This window comes from Methylorubrum suomiense (assembly GCF_022179765.1).
Classification (GTDB): domain Bacteria; phylum Pseudomonadota; class Alphaproteobacteria; order Rhizobiales; family Beijerinckiaceae; genus Methylobacterium; species Methylobacterium suomiense.
Map to the genome: position 1 here is coordinate 110,521 of NZ_BPRE01000011.1, position 17,937 is coordinate 128,457.

The following is a 17,937-nucleotide window of genomic DNA, read 5'->3' on the forward strand; positions in this document are numbered from 1 at the left end:
CAGCGAATGTCCAAACGCGTCCAGGCGAAGCACAAGCTCGATCGCCGCATGGGCCAGAACATCTGGGGCCGTCCGAAGAGCCCCGTGAACCGCCGTGAATACGGCCCCGGCCAGCACGGCCAGCGCCGTAAGGGCAAGATGAGCGACTTCGGCACGCAGCTGCGCGCCAAGCAGAAGCTCAAGGGCTATTACGGCAACATCACCGAGAAGCAGTTCCGTCGCTACTACGCTGAGGCGATCCGCCTGCGCGGCGATTCCGGCGAGAACCTGATCGGTCTGTTGGAGCGCCGCCTCGACGCGGTGGTGTACCGCTCGAAGTTCGTCGCGACCCCGTTCGCCGCGCGTCAGTTCGTCAACCACGGCCACGTCAAGGTCAACGGTCGCCGGGTCAACATCCCGAGCTACCAGGTGAAGGTCGGCGACCTGATCGAGGTGAAGGAAGCCTCCCGTCAGCTCGAGATCGTCGTGGTGGCCTCGCAGCTCGCCGAGCGCGACGTGCCCGACTACATCGAGGTCGATCACCAGAAGATGACCGCCCGCGTGACCCGCATCCCCGGCCTGTCCGAGGTGCCGTACCCGGTGCAGATGGAACCGAACCTCGTCGTCGAGTTCTACTCGCGCTAAACGCTTCGGACCTCGTCCGAATGCGGAAAGGGCCGCCCCTCGGGGCGGCCCTTTCTCGTTTTGGGCGATGCGGTGGGTCGTCGAAATTCTCCGAGAACACTCGGCCATCGCCTGGGACTGGACGACGTCGCGCAGCAGAAATCCGAACGGAGGTGTGCCGTGGCAGGGCGTCGTTCTCAGAAGCGCTTGGCGATCAGGGCTTCGGATTGCGGTGCCGGCTCCGCCTGAGCGAGCGCCTTGCGCAGCATCTCCACCGCTGCGGTGGGATCGTCGCCGACGAGGTAATTGAGATCGAGGCCCTCGCGGATGAAGCCGTGGCCACGCATGTGGTCGAGCAGGGTGATGAGCGGATCCCAGAAGCCGTTCACCGAGAGGAGCAAAATCGGTTTGGCGTGCTGCCCGAGCTGCGCCCAGGTCATCTGCTCCACCAGTTCCTCAAGGGTGCCGATGCCACCGGGCAAGGCCACGAAGGCGTCGGCGCGGTCGAACATCAATTTCTTGCGCGTGTGCATGTCGGAGACCACGATGGTCTCCTGAATGGCGTCCAGCATGCGCTCGCGCGATTTCAGGAAGTCCGGAATGATGCCGGTGACGTGGCCGCCCGCCTCAAGGGCCGCCTGAGCGACCGTGCCCATCAGGCCGACATTGCCGCCGCCGTAGACGAGATTGATGCCCGCTTGCCCCAAAGCCGTGCCGAGGGTGCGCGCGGCCTCCGCGAAGGCTGGATCGCCACCGAAGCCGGAGCCGCAATAGACGCAGACGGATGTGAGACGATCCATCAGGCGCCCCCGCGTTGGGAAACCGCCAAGCACTCGCCCGCGCCATACGCACGGAAAAGTGCTGAGTATCCTCGCGAATCCGATCGGGCGGCGGGTTCGAGCTTTGGTGTTCTTCTCATGTTCGTTAATATGTCACGGGATTTAGACGGGTTGTCGACGGTCGGCGCGCGAACTGAAGCCCGCGCGTCACCGCGACTGCGGAATTGAGTAGGAGTTCGAGGACCATGACGGCTGAGGTGCGGCGAGGCATCGTGCTCGCGGTCGCGGGCCTGCTCGGCGGCTTCGCCATGGTCGTCGCGCTGTTTGGAACGGGGGAACTCCTCAAGCGCAATGTCGCGGGCGGTTCCTCCGCCGAGGCGCCGGCCGCGGCGCCCCCCGTAGGATCGGACAACGCTGCTCCTCTTGCCGCTCTCACGCCGCCGCCGCAAGGAAAAATCCCTGCTCGCGAGGCGGGGCCGGTCCCCGGCATTGCGACCGAGCCTGCGCCCGCTGCGCCCGAGGGCGCGCCGACCTTCGACATCGTGCGCGTCGAGCCGGATGGGGCGAGCGTCGTGGCGGGGCGCACAGTTCCGAATGCGAAGGTGGAGCTGCTGCGCGACGGGCGTCCCTATGCCAGCGCGATCGCCGATGCCTCCGGCCAGTTCGCCCTGACCCCGCCCGACCTTCCGGTAGGATCGAGCGAGATCGCCCTGCGGGCCACATCGCCGGATGGACGTTCGCTGACGGGTCGCGAGAGCGTCACCGTGGTCGTGGCCGAGAAGCGCAATGCCAAGCCGCTGATCGCGCTCAGTGCCCCCGACGCGCCGACGCGGGTGCTGTCGCAGCCGGGCATGCCCGAGAGCGGTCAGGGCGGTACGGCCACGGCCTTCGCAGAAACGCCCGGCAAGGCCCCGGCCGAGGGGAGCGGAGCGAGCCACGGTGGAGGAAAAGCCGGCAGCGAGGGGAGAGGCTCCGCCGCGCCGACGCGCGAGGCGGCCCGGACACCTGTTCCGGCCAAGGGCAAGCCCGGTTCCGCCGTCCCGGCGACGGCCCCCGGGGCCGAGGCAGCGCCGCGGATCGTCAGTGTCGACGCTCAGGAAGGCGGCAGACTCGACGTGACCGCTCAGGCCGTTCCCGGCGCCACTCTTCGGCTCTACCTCAACGACACCCTGGTGGCTTCCGGGCATCCCGGGACGGACGGGCGCATCGCCTTCACGATCGGCCGCGGGGTGCGGCCGGGCGCTTACCAGATCCGCATCGACTCGGTCGATCCGGCGGGCGGCAAGGTGCAGCGGCGCGCCGAGGTCTCCTTCACCTATCCCGAGAGTGCGGCGACCCGAATCGCCACCGCGGAGAAGACGGTGGGCGGCGTCCCCGCCCTGCCCGCACCGAAAACCGCCGCAACTCCGCCTGCCACGCCTCCGGCCGCGGCGACCCAACCGATGACGGGACAATCGGCGGCGAAGCCGGGCGCGAGACCGAATGCGCCTGGGAGCGAGCACGCGATCCCGGCAGGCCGCACGAGTGGTCATGAGCCGGTCGAGGGACAGGCGGGCCCATCGCGGACGTCGTCCGGCCAAGCCTCGCGACAGGATCCCCGCACGCCTGAATCGGCGCCCGAAGCCCGGGCCGCGCCGAGCCTCGCCGGCAATCCGGCTTCGCCCATGGCGCCGCCTACCTCGGCCGGGCCCAACCCTGGTGTGCCCGCATCCGTTGTGCCCTCACCCGGCACGCCCGTGCCGAGGATGCCTACGCCCGGTACGCCTTCGGTGGCGGCCGCCGGCGGTCCGGGCAGCCCGAGCGTCACCGGAGACGGTGCCACCGCCGCCGCTCTGTCGCCGAAGCTGCCCGAGAGCGCGGCACCCGGGGAGGCCCGGCGAACGGCCGATGAGCCCGGCGCCGGCACCGTGTTCGTGCCCGAGATCAGCACCGCACGGATCACCCGCGGCGACAGCCTGTGGCAGATCAGCCGGCGCACCTACGGCAAGGGCAATCGCTACACGGTCATCTACGACGCCAACCAGGAGCAGATCCGCGATCCGGACCTGATCTATCCCGGACAGATCTTCGTTCTGCCGAAGGATGCGCCCGCCGCGGCGGACAACCCCGCACCCAAACGCACCTGAGGGAGCGCATCTGGCCCGGCAGGGCTGCGCAGGGCATCGCCGTTCCCACGGGATGCACGGCGGCGGCGTAAGCCCTATATGCGGACGACGGACGACGCGGGCTGCCTTTCCAGGCTCGGGCCGTCATCATTCCCGCATCCATTCCCGATCCGATCATGGCAACCGCATCCGAGCCGGCGGCGCCGAGCGCGTCCGCGCCGCTCGAACGACCCGGCCTTCTCGAAACATACCGGCGCCTCTGGCCCTATCTCTGGCCGCAGGCCCGTGGCGATCTCCAGCGCCGCATCTTCCTCGCCTTCGGCCTGCTCATGCTGGCCAAGGCCGCCACCATGGTGATGCCCTTCACCTTCAAATGGGCGACCGATGCCCTGGTGGCGGCCACCGGCAAGGATGCGAGCGCCGTCCCCGCCGGGCTCATCTCGGCGCCCTTCCTGTTGATCGGCCTCTACGGCCTGTCCCGGGTCGCCATGGCGGCCATGACGCAGGTGCGCGACGGCTTGTTCGCGAAGGTGGCAATGCATGCGGTGCGGCGGCTCGCCCTGCTCACCTTCGAGCACATGCACCGCCTGTCCCTGCGCTTCCACCTCGAGCGCAAGACCGGCGGTCTCACCCGCGTGCTGGAGCGCGGCCGCAACGGCATCGAGGAATTGTCGCGCCTGATGGTGTTGACGCTGGTGCCGACCATCGTCGAACTCGCCCTCGTGCTCGGGATCCTGGCCTGGGAATTCGACTGGCTCTACTCGGTCGTCGTGGCGACCATGATCGCCGCCTATCTCGGCTTCACCTGGAAGGCGACCGAGTGGCGCATCGGCATCCGCCGCCGGATGAACAACTCCGACACCGACGCCACGACGAAGGCGGTCGATTCGCTCCTCAACTACGAGACCGTGAAGTATTTCGGCGCGGAGGGCCGCGAGACCGCCCGCTACGACGCCTCGATGGCGACGTACGAGAAGGCTTCGACCCAGACCTACGTCTCGCTCGCGGTGCTCAACGCGGGCCAAGCCGTCATCTTCACCATCGGCATGACGGCGGTGATGATCCTGGCCGCGCGCGACATCATGGCCGGTCGCACCACCATCGGCGGCTTCGTGCTGGTCAACACGATGCTGGTGCAGCTCTCCATGCCCCTGAACTTCATGGGCATGATCTATCGGGAGATCAAACAGGCCCTCGTCGATATCGACGACATGTTCCGCATCATCGATCGCAATCCCGAGATCGCCGACCGCCCCGGTGCGCCGGCGCTCGCGGTGCCCGCGGGAATCGTGCGGTTCGAGGACGTGCGCTTCGCCTACAACCCGGAGCGACCGATCCTGCGGGGGGTCTCGTTCGAGGTGCCGGCCGGACGCACGGTCGCCATCGTCGGCCCCTCGGGGGCCGGCAAATCGACGCTGTCGCGGTTGCTGTTCCGCTTCTACGAGCCCCAGAGCGGGCGCATCACCATCGACGGGCAGGACATCGCGACGGTCCGTCAGGATTCGCTGCGGGCGGCCATCGGCATGGTGCCGCAGGACACGGTCCTGTTCAACGACACGATCGGCTACAACATCCGCTACGGTCGTTGGGACGCCAGTGAAACGGAACTGCGCGAGGCGGCGCGCCTCGCTCAGATCGATCGCTTCATCGAGAGCCTGCCGGAGGGCTACGAAACGCCGGTGGGCGAGCGCGGCCTGAAACTATCGGGCGGCGAGAAGCAGCGGGTCGCGATTGCCCGAACCATCCTGAAGGCGCCGCCGATCCTCGTTCTCGACGAGGCGACCTCGGCCCTCGATTCCTTCACCGAACGCGAGATCCAGGCGGCGCTCGACCGCGTCAGCCGCGGCCGCACCACCCTGGTCATCGCCCACCGCCTGTCGACGGTGGTGAATGCCGACGAGATCCTCGTGCTCGACCAGGGCCGGGTCGTCGAGCGGGGCGACCATGCGGGCCTGCTGGCACGGGGGGGCGTCTACGCCGCTCTTTGGGATCGCCAGCGGCAGGCGGATGCGGCGCGCGAGGCGCTGAAGCGTGCCGAGGACGAGCGGGCGCTGTCGGATGCGGCAGCCTCGGAGCCCGCGCCTGTCGGTTGAGACACCCCTGACGAAAAGCCCCGCATCACCCGCGGTTGACGTTCGCCCGGCCCCCTGCCATCGGGCAGGGTGAATTGGCCTCGCCGGAGCCCCATCGGAGCCCATGACCGACCTCATTGAGACCATCCGCCGGACGCTCGTGCCGATCCACAAGGAGGGGTATCCCTTCATCCTGATCGGCATCGTGCTCACCGTCGGCGCCGGCCTCTTCTCGCAGTTCTTCGCCTGGGTGTTCCTGATCCTCACCCTGTGGGTCTGCTACTTCTTCCGCGATCCCGAACGCGTCGTGCCGGTCGGCGAAGGCCTCGTCATCTCGCCGGCCGATGGGCGGGTGAACCTGATCTCGACGGTGCTGCCGCCGCCGGAGCTCGACCTCTCGCACGAGCCGATGCTGCGGATCTCCGTGTTCATGAACGTGTTCGACTGCCACGTGAACCGGGTGCCGGTCAGCGGCAAGATCGGCCAGATCCACTACACGCCGGGCCTGTTCCTCAACGCCGAACTCGACAAGGCGAGCGAGGACAACGAGCGCAACGGCATCGTCATGGAAACGACGCATCGCGGCCAGCCTTTGCGCATCGGCGTGGTGCAGATCGCCGGTCTCGTGGCCCGGCGCATCGTCGGCTTCGTCTCGGCGGGCGAGTCCAAGCAGGTCGGCGAGCGCTTCGGCCTGATCCGCTTCGGATCGCGGGTCGATGTCTATCTCCCGGTCGGCACCAGGGTTCTGGTCGGGCTCGGCCAGAAGGCGGTGGCGGGCGAGACGGTGCTGGCCGATCTCGGCGGCGGCCCGGAGCGCAGCTTCCGTCGGATCTGAGCGCGGTCGAGCCAGCAGAGTCAGAGGCGATATGGACGATCTCTTCCCGCCCTTCGCGCCCGATCCGAACGACCGCCCGAGGCGTTTTCGCCCGGTGCCGTTCCGGATGATCGCGCCGAACATGATCACCCTGCTGGCACTCTGCCTAGGGCTGACCGCCATCCGTCTCGCCTTCGAGGGGCGGTTCGAGCCTGCGGTGCTCGCCGTCGTCGTCGCCGCAGGGCTGGACGGGATCGATGGACGCGTGGCGCGCCTGCTCAAGGGCACGTCCCGCTTCGGGGCGGAGCTCGATTCGCTCGCCGATTTCGTGAATTTCGGCTGCGCCCCGGCACTGATCCTCTACAGCTTCGCCCTGCACAACCTGAAGTCGGTCGGCTGGATCGTGTCGCTGGTCTTCGCCATCGCGATGTGCCTGCGGCTCGCCCGCTTCAACGCGATGCTCGACGATCCCAATCGACCCGAGTGGAAGAAGGACTATTTCGTCGGCATGCCTGCGCCGGCGGGGGCGCTGACCGGCATGCTGCCGCTCTACCTGCATTTCCTCGACGTACCGTTCCCGCAATGGAGCACGGGCCTGATCCTGGCCTACGAGCTCGTCATCGCGCTGCTCGTCGTCTCCACCGTGCCGACCTTCTCGGGCAAGACCTGGGGCAAGCGCGTCCCGCGCGACCTCGTTCTGCCGATCTTCCTCGTGGTCGTGGTGGCGTTCGGCCTCGTCATCTCGTTCCCGTTCGAGGCGCTCGCCGCGGTGAGCCTCGGCTATCTCTGCGTCATCCCCTTCGGCGCCGTGCAGTACCGCAAGCGCCTGCGGCGCGAGGGCGAGGAGACGTTGCCGGCCGAGACGACGTAACGAGCCACCCTCTGCCTCCCAACCAAACTCCTCATCCTGAGGTGGCGGCGCGAAGCGTCGCCCTCGGAGAAGGGCTCCAGAGGCCTCCGCGGGACCTGGGTCCCTCCTTCGAGGCTGCTGCGCAGCACCTCAGGATGAGGACGATGGATTGGATCGGAGCGTCGCCCTACCCTCAGCCCGCCACCGTCCAAGTGGTGGTGCCGTCCTTGTTGTCCTTCACGCTCACACCCATCGCGACCAGGGCATCGCGCACGCGGTCGGAGGCGGCCCAGTCCTTGGCGGCCCGCGCCGCCTTGCGCTCGGCGATCAGCGCCTCGACCGTGGCGACATCGACACCCGCTGCGCTTACCCGGGCCGCCTCGCGCTGAGCCTTGGTTTCCCCCAGAAATCCCATCAGCCCGGCCGCCGCCTTGAGCGCGGAAGCGTCCGTGCCCGCGAGCCGGTGCAGCTCGCCGATCGCGGCCGGAGTGTTGAGGTCGTCGCAGAGCGCGTCGATCACGCCGTCGGAGATCGAATCCGCCGGCGCCGCCTCGCCCGCCGCGTCGTACCAGCGCTCCAGCATGCGGTTGGATTCCTCCAATCCCCGCAGGGTCCAATCGATCGGCTGGCGATAGTGGGTCTTGAGCATGTTGAGGCGCACGACCTCGCCCGGCCAATCGGCGAGCACCTGACCGATGGTGATGAAGTTGCCGAGCGATTTCGACATCTTCTCCCCCTCGACCTGGAGGAAGCCGTTATGAAGCCAGACATTGGCCATCACGCTCGTGCCGAAGCAGCAGCGGGACTGTGCGACCTCGTTCTCATGGTGCGGGAAGATCAGGTCGATGCCGCCCGCATGGATGTCGAAGGTCTCGCCGAGATGCTTCCACGACATCGCCGAGCACTCGATGTGCCAGCCAGGACGGCCGCCCGCCTCGATGCCGCAGGGTGACGGCCAGGACGGCTCGCCCTCCTTCGACGGCTTCCACAGCACGAAATCGAGCGGCGAGCGCTTGTAGGGCGCGACCTCGACCCGGGCGCCGGCCTCCATCTCGTCGAGGGGGCGCTTCGACAGGGCGCCGTAATCGGGCATGGACGGCACGTCGAACAGCACGTGCCCTTCGGCCACGTAGGCGTGACCCGAGCCCACCAAGCCCTCGATCAGGCGGTGCATCTCGCCGATATGGTCGGTCGCCCGCGGCTCGACGAAGCGGAGGCGCTCGCCCGCGACGTTCACATCGTCGGCCATCAGGACGCCAAGGGCGCGGATGTCGGCGTGGAACTGCGCCAGCGTACCGTCGGTGAGTTCCCGGATGGTGATGCCGCGCTCCCGCGCGCGCGCGTTGATCTTGTCGTCTACGTCGGTGACGTTGCGGGCATAGGTGACGTGCGCCGGGCCGTAGAGATGGCGCAGCAGCCGGAACAGCAGGTCGAAGACGATGATCGGCCGGGCGTTACCGATATGGGCCGCGTCGTAGACCGTCGGGCCGCAGGCATACATCCGCACATGCGCCGGATCGATCGGCGTGAAGGCCGCCTTCTCGCGGGTCAGCGTGTTGTAGAGCCGCAACATCGGGGTCATCGAAATGGTCCCGCCGGAACCGTCCGGCCTTCGCGACGGCCACGAGCCGTCCTCGGTTTCTCTTTGCGCTGCAGCGCGTTCGACCGTCCGGCGCGGGTGGCGTCTCAACCGAACGCCGCATTGCCGCCCGAGCCGCTCCAGCTCGCTGTTGCACCGCCGCGACGGTCGCCGGTCGTGCCTTCAGCTAACCCAGAACCGTGAGGAATTCGAGAACGACGGCGCCCCGGCCACGGCTCAACCGACCGTGACCGTGACACGCAAGAGTTTGTTTACCGAGCCGTCCGAACACTCCGCAATCGAGCGAACCCGTCAACAAGGTCTTCACCATGCGCCGTCCGGTCGTCGCCCTCCTCGCCCTCGTCCTGACCACGGCTGCGCATCAGGCCCATGCCGGCGAGGCGGCCCCGGCCCGCGCGCATGTCGAGAAGACTTTCCTGATTCCGGCGGAAGAAGGCTACGGCGTCGGCGAGTGCCTCAGCGGGGGCCCGAGCGAGTGCGGTCAGGTGGTCGCCAATGCGTGGTGCGAGTCGCAGGGCTATGCCAGCGCCGTCAATTACGGTGTCGCCGCCCAGGACGAGTATACCGGAGCGATCCCAGCCGCCCCGATGCCGGCGCCGAACGCGGCCCGTCCGCTGCGCATCACCTGCCAGGACTGATTTGCTCACGCTCTCTCTTCTGTGTCGTCATTCCGGATATGCCTGCAGCGCTCCGGAATAACGACGGATAGGGGTGCTCGGGCTCCTACTTCACGAAGTCCCCGCATTTCGGCGGCGCCTCTGTTCCCCAAGGGGCCAAGGGCACGCTGGAGGTTGAATTCTTCGGCGAGCCCTGCACCACCTTGTCGGAATAGACCATGTAGATCAGCGTGTTGCGCTTGGCGTCGCAGCCCCGCACGATCTGCATCGATTTGAAGATCAGCGACCGCCGTTCGCTGAACACCACCTCGCCCTGCTTGAACTTGTCCTTGAACTGCACTGGCCCGATCTGGCGGCAGGCCAGCGAGATGTCCGAGACGTCCTCGGCGAGGCCCAGCGTCCCCTTGATGCCGCCCTTCTCGGGCTGGGTGTACCAGCAGGCCACACCCGCCACCGTCGGATCGTCGATGCCGTACACGACGAGCTTGTCGTTCGGGGTGAGCGGGCGCCACACCGTCGACTTGTCGAAGATCCGGTCCGGATCGTCCGCCGCCCCGGCGACGCCCGGCAGCGCTGCGGCGGCGAGGCCGGCCGCCACCATCACACGACGGGCATTCCCCATGGTGCCCCTGAGCCACATCATCGACGCAATCCCCTCAAAGCCTGGCCGTAAACACATGGTGTCCCTGTCCCCCGACGGCGAGGGGTATTAACATGTGCGTGAGGCGGTCGGCCGCTTCACGCCGGCCTGGCCGTTTCCGCGACCTCCTGCCCGAGATCCCAGCATCCCCCCATGCCGCTGATCGGAATGCAGCTTCGCCGTGCCCTCTCCGCGCTTGCCGCGGCAACGGCCCTCGTCCTCGCGCAGGCGGCGCCCGCCGCCGCAGGCGACGTCTGGGCGTGCCAGCGCTACAAGACGGAGCTGGCCAATCTCAATGCCAGCGCCTCCACGGCCGCCGCGCTCCAGAGCGAGGTGGCACGGCTTCAGACCTACTACCGCAGCCTGAACTGCGAGGGCGGCCGGTTCCTGTTCTTCGATACCCGACCCCCGCAATGCGGAGCGGTCGAGGCCCGCATCCGCTCGCTCAACGCCACCTATGGCGGCGGCGACGGCGAGGTGGTCGCGGCACGCCGCCGTCAGCTCGTGGCATCCGTATCAAGCGCTTGCAGCGGCGTGATGCCGGAACCTGGTCAGGAAGCGCGCGTCGGCGGCGCTCAGACCGCGCGCGGCGGCGCTCAGGTGATCTGCGTGAAGACCTGCGACGGGTCCTACTTCCCGATGGCCAACCTGCCCGATGGGCGGGAGGGTGCGGACGAGATGTGCCAGGCGTTGTGCCCCGGCACGGAGGCTCTGGCCTACTCGATGCCGCACGGCGACGACGCGCTGAAATACGCCGCGACCCTCAAGGGCAGCCGCGCCTACACGGCGACGCCCACGGCGTTCAAGTTCCGCACCAGCTTCACGCCGAATTGCTCGTGCAAGAAGGAAGGTCAGAGCTGGGCGCAGTCTCTCGCCAAAGCCGAGAGCATGCTGGTCCGGCACAAGGGCGATATCTTCGTCACACCGATGACCGCGGAGCGGCTCTCGCGGGCGCCGAAGGTGCGTCTGACCCTGGTCGGTCGCGCCGACCGGACGGCGGCGACATTGGCCGCCGATGCCGCGAGCCGCGAAGGTGTGGTGGTCCAGCCCGAGGCTGCGGAAGCGACCGGCTCCACCGCTGCCGCCGCAGAGGCTCGCAGCGGCGCGATCCGCGTCATCGTCCCGGGCCTCGTCCCGGTTCCGGTCAACGCCGCAACACCCTGACGAAGGGCGCGTCAAGAGGCGCGCTTGTCTCGCCGAAGGACCCGTCACCGCCCGCCCGACCCGGCGGCCGACGCCAATTCCGACCGATGATTTGACGCTTCGCGACCGGGAACCATATCGGCCCGACAGTGTTCGGAACCGCCGATCGCGTTTCACGAGGCCGTCCTACATGCGGATCACCCGCTCCCTGCTCCTCACCGGCACCATGCTGCCGGCTCTCCTCCTGTCAGACCTGACCTTTGCACGTTCGCTCGGCGAAGCGGCGACGGGACGGATCGAACTCGCGCAGCGGGGCGATCCGGAAGGACCGGGTGGTGGTGGCCGTGGCGGTCCCGGTGGACCCGGCGGTCCGGGTGGCCCAGGGGGGGCGGAGCGCGGTGGGCCGGGCGGACCCGGCGGTCCCGGTGGCGGCCGTGAGCGTCCTGAGCCGCGTGAACGTCCCGAGCCTCGGCAGGCCCAGCCGGAGCGTGCAGCCCCACCGGCCGCCCGCGAACGGCCGGATCGACCTGACCGTCCCGAGCGGCCCGACCGCCCAGAGCGGCCTGACCGCCCCGAACGTCCCACGCCCGCCGAACGTCCGGCGCCTCCGGCTGCGCGGGAGCGGCCGGATCGCCCTGAGCGTCCGGAGCGGCCCGATCGCCCTGCGGCTCCTGCTCGTCCTGATCGTGACACCCCGGATCGTCCCGAACGGCCGACGCCGCCGACGGCGCGTGAGCGTGCACCGACGCCGGACCGCGAGACGCCCGCTCGTCCCGGCCGTGATGCGACCCCGGATACGCCCGCCCGCCCCGGCCGCGACGCGGCGCCGGATCGTCCCGGCCGCGATGCGCCCGCTCGTCCTGATCGCGAAGCACCGGCTCGTGGTGGTCGCGACGCCGATCGCCCCGATGCTCCCGGCCGTCCGGATCGCGACGGCCCGAACCGTCCGGGCCGTGATGCGACCCCGGATACGCCCGCCCGCCCCGGCCGCGATGCCACTCCGGATCGTCCGGGTCCGGGCCGCGACACGCCCGATCGCGACCAGCCGGCTCGCGGTGGGCGCGACGCCGATCGTCCCGAGACGCCACCGAATCAGCGCCCCGGCGTTCCGGGGCGCCCGGTTCAGCCACCCGGCACCCCGCCGAGCGCCGAGCGCCCGGACCAACCCGGAACCAATCCGGCGACGCCGCCGAACCAGCAGCCGGGCGTGCCCGGCCGGCCGGTGGCACCGAACCAGCAGCCCGGCGTTCCGGGTCGCCCGGTTCAGCCGCCCGGTACCCCGCCGAATGCGCAACAACCCGGCCAGCCGCTCCAGCCCGGCGTCGGTACGCCGCCGCCGCCTCCGCCCGGCGCGCCCGGCGCGGTGCAACCCGGTGGGCGCGACGGGCGCCTCGATGATGACCGCCGCGACGGCCGCGATCGTGACGACCGCTTCGGCCGGGACGGGCGCGACCGTGACGACCGGTTCGGTCGCGATGGACGTGACCGGGACGACCGCCTCGGCCGGGATGGACGCGACCGCGATGATCGCTATGGCCGTGACCGCTTCAACGTGCCCGGCACGCCGGCCTACATCCCCGGCGGCTTCCGCGACGACGATTATCGGATCCGCGATTACGAGACGATCCGGCGCGACCGCCGCGAATACGACGTGGACGGTCGGACGTACTATCGTGAGCCGGGCCGCATCATCGTCCGCGACCGCGACGGCTACTTCATCCGTCACGACGAGAACGAGCGGTTCCGGACGATCTACGGTGATCGCGGTTATCGCAGCGAACGCCGGGGCGGCGAGATCTACAGCTACGTCGACAGCCCGGCGGGCGGCCAGATCATCACGGTGGTGGACGATGACGGACGCTTGCTGCGCCGTTCGCGACGCTACGCGGATGGGCGCGAAGTCTTCCTCATCAACAACGCCTATGGCGGCGCCCCGCGTCCGATCTACGAGGATGTCGTCGACCTGCCGCCGCCGGATATCCGTATCCCGCGCGACCGCTACATCGTCGACTACGAGCGGGCCGACGAGCGCACCGTCTATCAGGCACTCTCCGCCCCGCCGGTGGTGCCCGTCGACCGGCGCTACACTCTGGATCAGGTGCGCTACTCGCCGCAGCTGCGCGCCCGGATGCCGAGCGTGGACATCAACACCATCACGTTCGACACCGGCTCGTTCACCGTGACCCCCGATCAGGCTCAGCGCCTGTCGACCATCGCGGCGGCGATCAACCAGGCGGTCAAGGCCAATCCGCAGGAGGTCTTCCTGATCGAGGGCTATACCGATGCGGTCGGCGCGGAAGTCGACAACCTGTCGCTGTCCGATCGTCGCGCCCAATCGGTCGCCGCGGTGCTGACGCAGAACTTTCAGGTGCCGCCGGAGAACCTGACCACCCAGGGCTATGGCGAGCAATATCTGAAGGTGAACACGCAGGAAGCGAACCGCGAGAACCGCCGCGTCACGGTCCGCCGCATCACCCCGCTGCTGCAGCAGCAGGCGGAGGGTCAGCCGCAATCGGCGCCTCCGCAGTGATCGACGGCGGTTGAACCTCTCCCGCCTGCGGGAGAGGTTGACCGGCCACACGGAACGAAGAACGAGCGCTGGTCCCCAAACCAGCGCTCGTTTTTTTTGCCTGCCTTTCGAGGGCCGTCCCCTATACCCTTGTCGGGCCCCCGAATGGGCACAACAACTTGAGGGTATCGGCCGGGCCCTCATCCCTCGGGGCCGATTCCGGACGCTGAGGATCACGTGGAATGTCGAATGCCAGCGACCGGTTGATCGAGGCCGGGACGCCGGCCTTCCGCCGGGCGACGCTCGCTCTGTTCGCCGCCGGATTCTCGACCTTCGCCGTACTCTACGGCGTGCAGCCGCTTCTTCCGGTCTTCGCCGATCAGTTCTCCGTCTCGCCCGCGGAGAGCAGCCTCGCCCTGTCGTTGCCCTGCGCGACACTGGCCATCGCGCTTCTCATCGTCAGTCCCCTGTCCGAGGTGTTCGGCCGCAAGCCGGTGATGACGACCTCGCTGTTCGCCTCCGCACTCCTCACCATCGGCGCGGTGCTGATGCCCGATTGGCACGGTTTCCTGGCGCTGCGCGCACTCACCGGCCTCGCGGCGAGCGGCCTGCCCGCCGTGGCGATGGCCTATCTGAGCGAGGAGATGCACGGGCGCGCCATCGGCCTGTCGATGGGTCTCCTCATCGGCGGCAATGCGCTCGGCGGAATGGTCGGGCGGCTGCTGGCGGGCGTGATCGCGGATCACGCGTCCTGGCGCTGGGGGCTGGGCACCATCGGCGTGCTGGCCCTCTTGGCCGCCGTCGCCTTCCAATTCGGCCTCCCGGCCTCTCAGCGGTTCCAGGCCCACCGGATGCGCTGGCGCGAGGTGCCCGGCACCTTCACCCATCACTTCCGCGATGCCGGGCTCCCCTGGCTGTTTCTGGCGCCGTTCCTGCTCATGGGCGGCTTCGTCTGCGTCTACAACTACATCGGCTTCCGCCTGCTCGATCCGCCCTACTCGCTCAGCCAGACGGCGATCGGCCTGATCTTCATCGTCTATCTCGCCGGAACCGCGAGCTCGACCGTCACCGGGCACGTGGCCGGGATGCTCGGACGCCGCAAGGTGTTGTGGCTGGCGATCCTGCTCGGGCTCGGCGGCATTGCCCTGACGATGGCCGAGAACCTGATCCTCATCATTCTCGGCATCGTCATCGTGACGGTCAGCTTCTTCGGGGCGCATTCGGTGGCGTCGAGCTGGGTCGGGCGACGCGCCTCGAGCGACCGGGCTCAGGCCTCGGCGATCTATCTCTGCATGTATTATCTGGGCTCTTCGCTGCTCGGTACGGCCGGCGGCTGGTTCTTCCTGCATTACGGCTGGGGGGGCGTGGCCGGCTTCTTCGCCAGCCTCTACGTCGCCGCCCTCCTCGTCGCCCTGCGGCTGACCCGTCTGCCGCCACTGCCCCTCTCGTGAGGCCATCATGAGCGCGTCCGACAGCCATGAAACGCAGGTCGACCGCCAGTTTGGAGCGCGGGCCGCCGACTACGTCGCCAGCGCCGTCCACGCTGCGGGGGCCGATCTCGAAGCCCTCGCCGCCCTCTGCCGCGATACTCCGTACGCGACGGTTCTCGATCTCGGCTGCGGCGGCGGCCATGTCGGCTACGCCGTCGCGCCGCATGTCCGTTCGGTGACCGCCCTCGATCTGTCGCAGGCGATGCTCGACGCGGTCGGATCGGAAGCTGCCCGGCGCGGCCTGACCAATCTCGTGACCCGCCGGGCCGCGGCGGAGTCCCTCCCCTTCGCGGATGCGAGCTTCGACTGGGTGCTGACACGCTACAGCGCCCACCACTGGGCCGATGTGCCGGCGGCGCTTCGCGAGGCCCACCGCGTACTCAAGCCCGGCGGACGCCTCGGGATCGTCGATGTGATCCATCCTGGCTCGCCGCTGCTCGACACCCACCTTCAGTCCTGGGAGTTGCTGCGCGACCCATCGCATGTCCGCGATTACGGTCAGGGGGAATGGCGCGTGATGCTGGCAGAGGCCGGCTTCGTGCCGGGCTCGGCCCAAAGCTGGCGCAACCGCATGGAGTTCTCCTCATGGATCGCCCGAATGGGTACGCCGGCCACCAAGGCCGCGATGATCCGAACCCTGCAGGAGGAAGCGCCGGAAGCGGTGCGGGCGCATTACGCGGTCGAGGGGGACGGGAGCTTCACGCTGGACGTGATGATGGTAGTGGCGGAGGTCGATGGAGTTGCTTGAAATTCTCTTTGAGTCACTCCGCACCCGAAGACTTCGATTCGAAGATTGAATGCGTTTTTTGCAATTAAGAGGCCGTCGTCCGGTTATCGCTCATCTCGAAAGGTATATTTTATTGCATCGAAGCTATCGCTGGCGAATGTATAAAACAATCGCAGAGAGGCAGATGTGGTCGGGATGCCATGAAAGACGTTTCCGGGTATATAAATTAAAGTTTCTGGCTTGAGTCGGTATATTTTGCCGTCTACCTCGACATCGGCTTCGCCGGTCAGGCCAAAGTACAATTCGGCTTCCGCATGGCGATGTACAGCCCAGTGTTCCCCGGCCTCGAGCGACATGATGCCGGCGGTGAAAGTGTCGCTGGCCGTCACATCGGAAGACAACAGGGTGCGCCAACGAAAACGTCCTCTGACTGGATCGGCCCATACTTCGTCGGGTCGATCGTTCGGGTCGATGAGGAGTGGTGTAGTCATGGAGGTAGTCTATCGGTCCGAGAGCGACCTTTTATACTGCATATGACGCGTGGTTGGCCAGTTCCAGTCTTCAAGCTCCACGCAGTCGTTCCAGCGCGCGCTCCCGCCCGATCAACGGCAGCAGCGCGGACAGATCGGGCCCATGATCCATGCCCGTCAGCGCCTGTCGCAGCGGCATGAACAGCGCCTTGCCCTTGGCCCCGGTGGCGGCCTTCACGGCGTCGGTCCAGGCTTTCCACGTGGTCGGGCCGAACGGATCGTCCGGCAGCAGGCGGGCCGCCTCGGCGATAAAGGCGGGATCGTGGATCACCGGCGTCACCGGCCCGGTCACCACCTGCCACCATTCGGCCGCGTCGGTCACGCGGGTCAGGTTGGCCCGCACCGCCAGCCAGAACTGTTCCGCACGATCGTCCGGCACCCCCATGGCGGTGAGGCGCTCGCCAGCCTCGGCGACGGGCATATCGTGGACGAGGCGGGCATTGAGGCTGTCCAGTTCGCTCGGGTCGAACCGGGCCGGGGCGCGGGAGAGATGGGCGAGGTCGGTGAGCGTCGCCAGTTCGTCCAGGGAGTCGACCGCCCGCACGGCCTCCGCCGAACCCGTCAGCACCGCGAGCGAGCGCACGGAAGCGGGCTCGTAGCCGGCCTCGCGCAGGCTTCGGAGCGACAGATGGCCGAGGCGCTTCGAGAGCCCCTCCCCCTCGGCGGTGGTGAGGAGATTGTGGTGGCCGAAGACCGGCACGGGCGCACCGAGCGCCTCGAACAGCTGCACCTGCACGCCGGTATTGGTGACATGGTCCTCACCACGGATCACGTGGGTCACGCTGACGTCCGCATCGTCCACGACGGAGGGCAGAGTGTAGAGGTAGCTGCCATCGGCCCGCACGAGGACGGGGTCGGACAGCGAGGCGCAATCAACGTGGCTCTCGCCGCGCACGAGGTCGGTCCAGGCGACCACGCGGTGGTCGAGTAGGAAGCGCCAATGCGGGCGCCGGCCCTCGGCCTCCAGGGCAGCGCGGTCGGCCTCGGTGAGGTTCAGAGCGGCGCGATCGTAGACCGGCGGCTGGCCACGGCCGAGCTGGCGCTTGCGGCGGCGCTCCAACTCCTCGGGCGTCTCGTAGCAGGCATAGAGCCGGCCCGCCTGCTTCAGGCGCTCGGCGGCCGCGTCGTAGAGAGCGGTGCGGTCGCTCTGACGGAAGAACAGGTCCGGCTCGATCCCGAGCCAGGCGAGATCCGTCTCGACGGCCTCCGCGAACTCCTGCTTCGAGCGCTCCCGGTCGGTGTCGTCGAGCCGCAGCAGGAACTTGCCGCCGTGGCGCCGGGCGTAAAGAGCGTTCAGAAGCGCCGGACGGGCATTGCCGATATGCAGGAAGCCCGTCGGCGAGGGGGCGAAGCGGACGAGGGGAGCGGTGGCCATGCCGTCCGTCTACCCAAGTTTTTCGGGCGCTGCACCCGCCCTGCATCGGGAAGACGGTCGCTTCGCGTGAATGGGCGTCGCAA

Annotated in this window: 15 protein-coding genes; 10 read left to right on the forward strand and 5 right to left on the reverse strand. The window is 68.4% G+C overall.

Features of this window, described 5'->3' with window-relative positions:
• Positions 1-6: 6 nt before the first annotated feature.
• Positions 7-624, forward strand: a complete 618-nt coding sequence (gene rpsD / locus MFF26_RS17685; RefSeq protein WP_137827170.1) for a 30S ribosomal protein S4 — start codon at positions 7-9, stop codon at positions 622-624.
• Between the two features lie 176 nt (positions 625-800).
• On the opposite strand, the gene MFF26_RS17690 is transcribed toward rpsD, so the two are convergent.
• Positions 801-1,403, reverse strand: a complete 603-nt coding sequence (locus MFF26_RS17690) for an LOG family protein (protein WP_137827171.1) — start codon at positions 1,401-1,403, stop codon at positions 801-803.
• A 224-nt stretch (positions 1,404-1,627) separates the two neighbouring features.
• Here MFF26_RS17690 and MFF26_RS17695 point away from each other — a divergent pair, with 224 nt between their 5' ends.
• The 4 genes from MFF26_RS17695 to MFF26_RS17710 all read left to right on the forward strand — a co-directional run bounded on the left by MFF26_RS17695 (position 1,628) and on the right by MFF26_RS17710 (position 7,244).
• Positions 1,628-3,508 (forward strand): LysM peptidoglycan-binding domain-containing protein, encoded by a 1,881-nt coding sequence (locus tag MFF26_RS17695; protein ID WP_137827172.1) that lies wholly within the window; start codon positions 1,628-1,630, stop codon positions 3,506-3,508.
• A 155-nt stretch (positions 3,509-3,663) separates the two neighbouring features.
• On the forward strand, positions 3,664-5,580 hold the full coding sequence (locus MFF26_RS17700) for an ABCB family ABC transporter ATP-binding protein/permease (RefSeq protein ID WP_137827173.1): 1,917 nt from the start codon (positions 3,664-3,666) through the stop codon (positions 5,578-5,580).
• A gap of 103 nt (positions 5,581-5,683) precedes the next feature.
• Positions 5,684-6,394 carry a phosphatidylserine decarboxylase gene (locus MFF26_RS17705; protein ID WP_137827174.1) on the forward strand — a complete coding sequence of 237 codons (711 nt, stop codon included), beginning with the start codon at positions 5,684-5,686 and terminating at the stop codon, positions 6,392-6,394.
• 31 nt (positions 6,395-6,425) lie between these two features.
• Positions 6,426-7,244, forward strand: coding sequence for a CDP-alcohol phosphatidyltransferase family protein (locus MFF26_RS17710; protein ID WP_137827175.1), 819 nt, complete (start codon positions 6,426-6,428; stop codon positions 7,242-7,244).
• Between the two features lie 172 nt (positions 7,245-7,416).
• Here MFF26_RS17710 and cysS read toward each other — a convergent pair whose 3' ends face one another.
• Entirely contained in the window at positions 7,417-8,805 is a 1,389-nt protein-coding gene (cysS, locus tag MFF26_RS17715) for a cysteine--tRNA ligase (RefSeq protein WP_137827176.1), read from the reverse strand.
• A gap of 326 nt (positions 8,806-9,131) precedes the next feature.
• Here cysS and MFF26_RS17720 point away from each other — a divergent pair, with 326 nt between their 5' ends.
• Positions 9,132-9,461: a hypothetical protein gene (locus MFF26_RS17720; protein ID WP_137827177.1), complete on the forward strand. Its 330-nt coding sequence runs from the start codon at positions 9,132-9,134 to the stop codon at positions 9,459-9,461.
• Between the two features lie 85 nt (positions 9,462-9,546).
• On the opposite strand, the gene MFF26_RS17725 is transcribed toward MFF26_RS17720, so the two are convergent.
• A complete protein-coding gene (locus tag MFF26_RS17725) occupies positions 9,547-10,041 on the reverse strand; it encodes a CreA family protein (RefSeq protein ID WP_373324493.1) in 495 nt (164 codons plus the stop codon).
• Positions 10,042-10,233: 192 nt separating this feature from the next.
• Here MFF26_RS17725 and MFF26_RS17730 point away from each other — a divergent pair, with 192 nt between their 5' ends.
• From MFF26_RS17730 to MFF26_RS17745, 4 genes are all read left to right on the forward strand, one after another.
• Complete coding sequence (locus tag MFF26_RS17730; protein ID WP_137827179.1) at positions 10,234-11,244, forward strand: DUF2865 domain-containing protein; 1,011 nt, start codon at positions 10,234-10,236, stop codon at positions 11,242-11,244.
• 169 nt (positions 11,245-11,413) lie between these two features.
• A complete protein-coding gene (locus MFF26_RS17735; RefSeq protein WP_238308263.1) occupies positions 11,414-13,753 on the forward strand; it encodes an OmpA family protein in 2,340 nt (779 codons plus the stop codon).
• Between the two features lie 221 nt (positions 13,754-13,974).
• Entirely contained in the window at positions 13,975-15,183 is a 1,209-nt protein-coding gene (locus tag MFF26_RS17740; RefSeq protein WP_238308264.1) for an MFS transporter, read from the forward strand.
• 7 nt (positions 15,184-15,190) lie between these two features.
• Positions 15,191-15,970, forward strand: a complete 780-nt coding sequence (locus MFF26_RS17745; RefSeq protein ID WP_238308265.1) for a class I SAM-dependent methyltransferase — start codon at positions 15,191-15,193, stop codon at positions 15,968-15,970.
• 83 nt (positions 15,971-16,053) lie between these two features.
• Here MFF26_RS17745 and MFF26_RS17750 read toward each other — a convergent pair whose 3' ends face one another.
• A complete protein-coding gene (locus MFF26_RS17750) occupies positions 16,054-16,440 on the reverse strand; it encodes a cupin domain-containing protein (protein ID WP_137827183.1) in 387 nt (128 codons plus the stop codon).
• A gap of 70 nt (positions 16,441-16,510) precedes the next feature.
• Entirely contained in the window at positions 16,511-17,854 is a 1,344-nt protein-coding gene (gltX, locus tag MFF26_RS17755; RefSeq protein WP_137827184.1) for a glutamate--tRNA ligase, read from the reverse strand.
• Positions 17,855-17,937 lie beyond the last annotated feature (83 nt).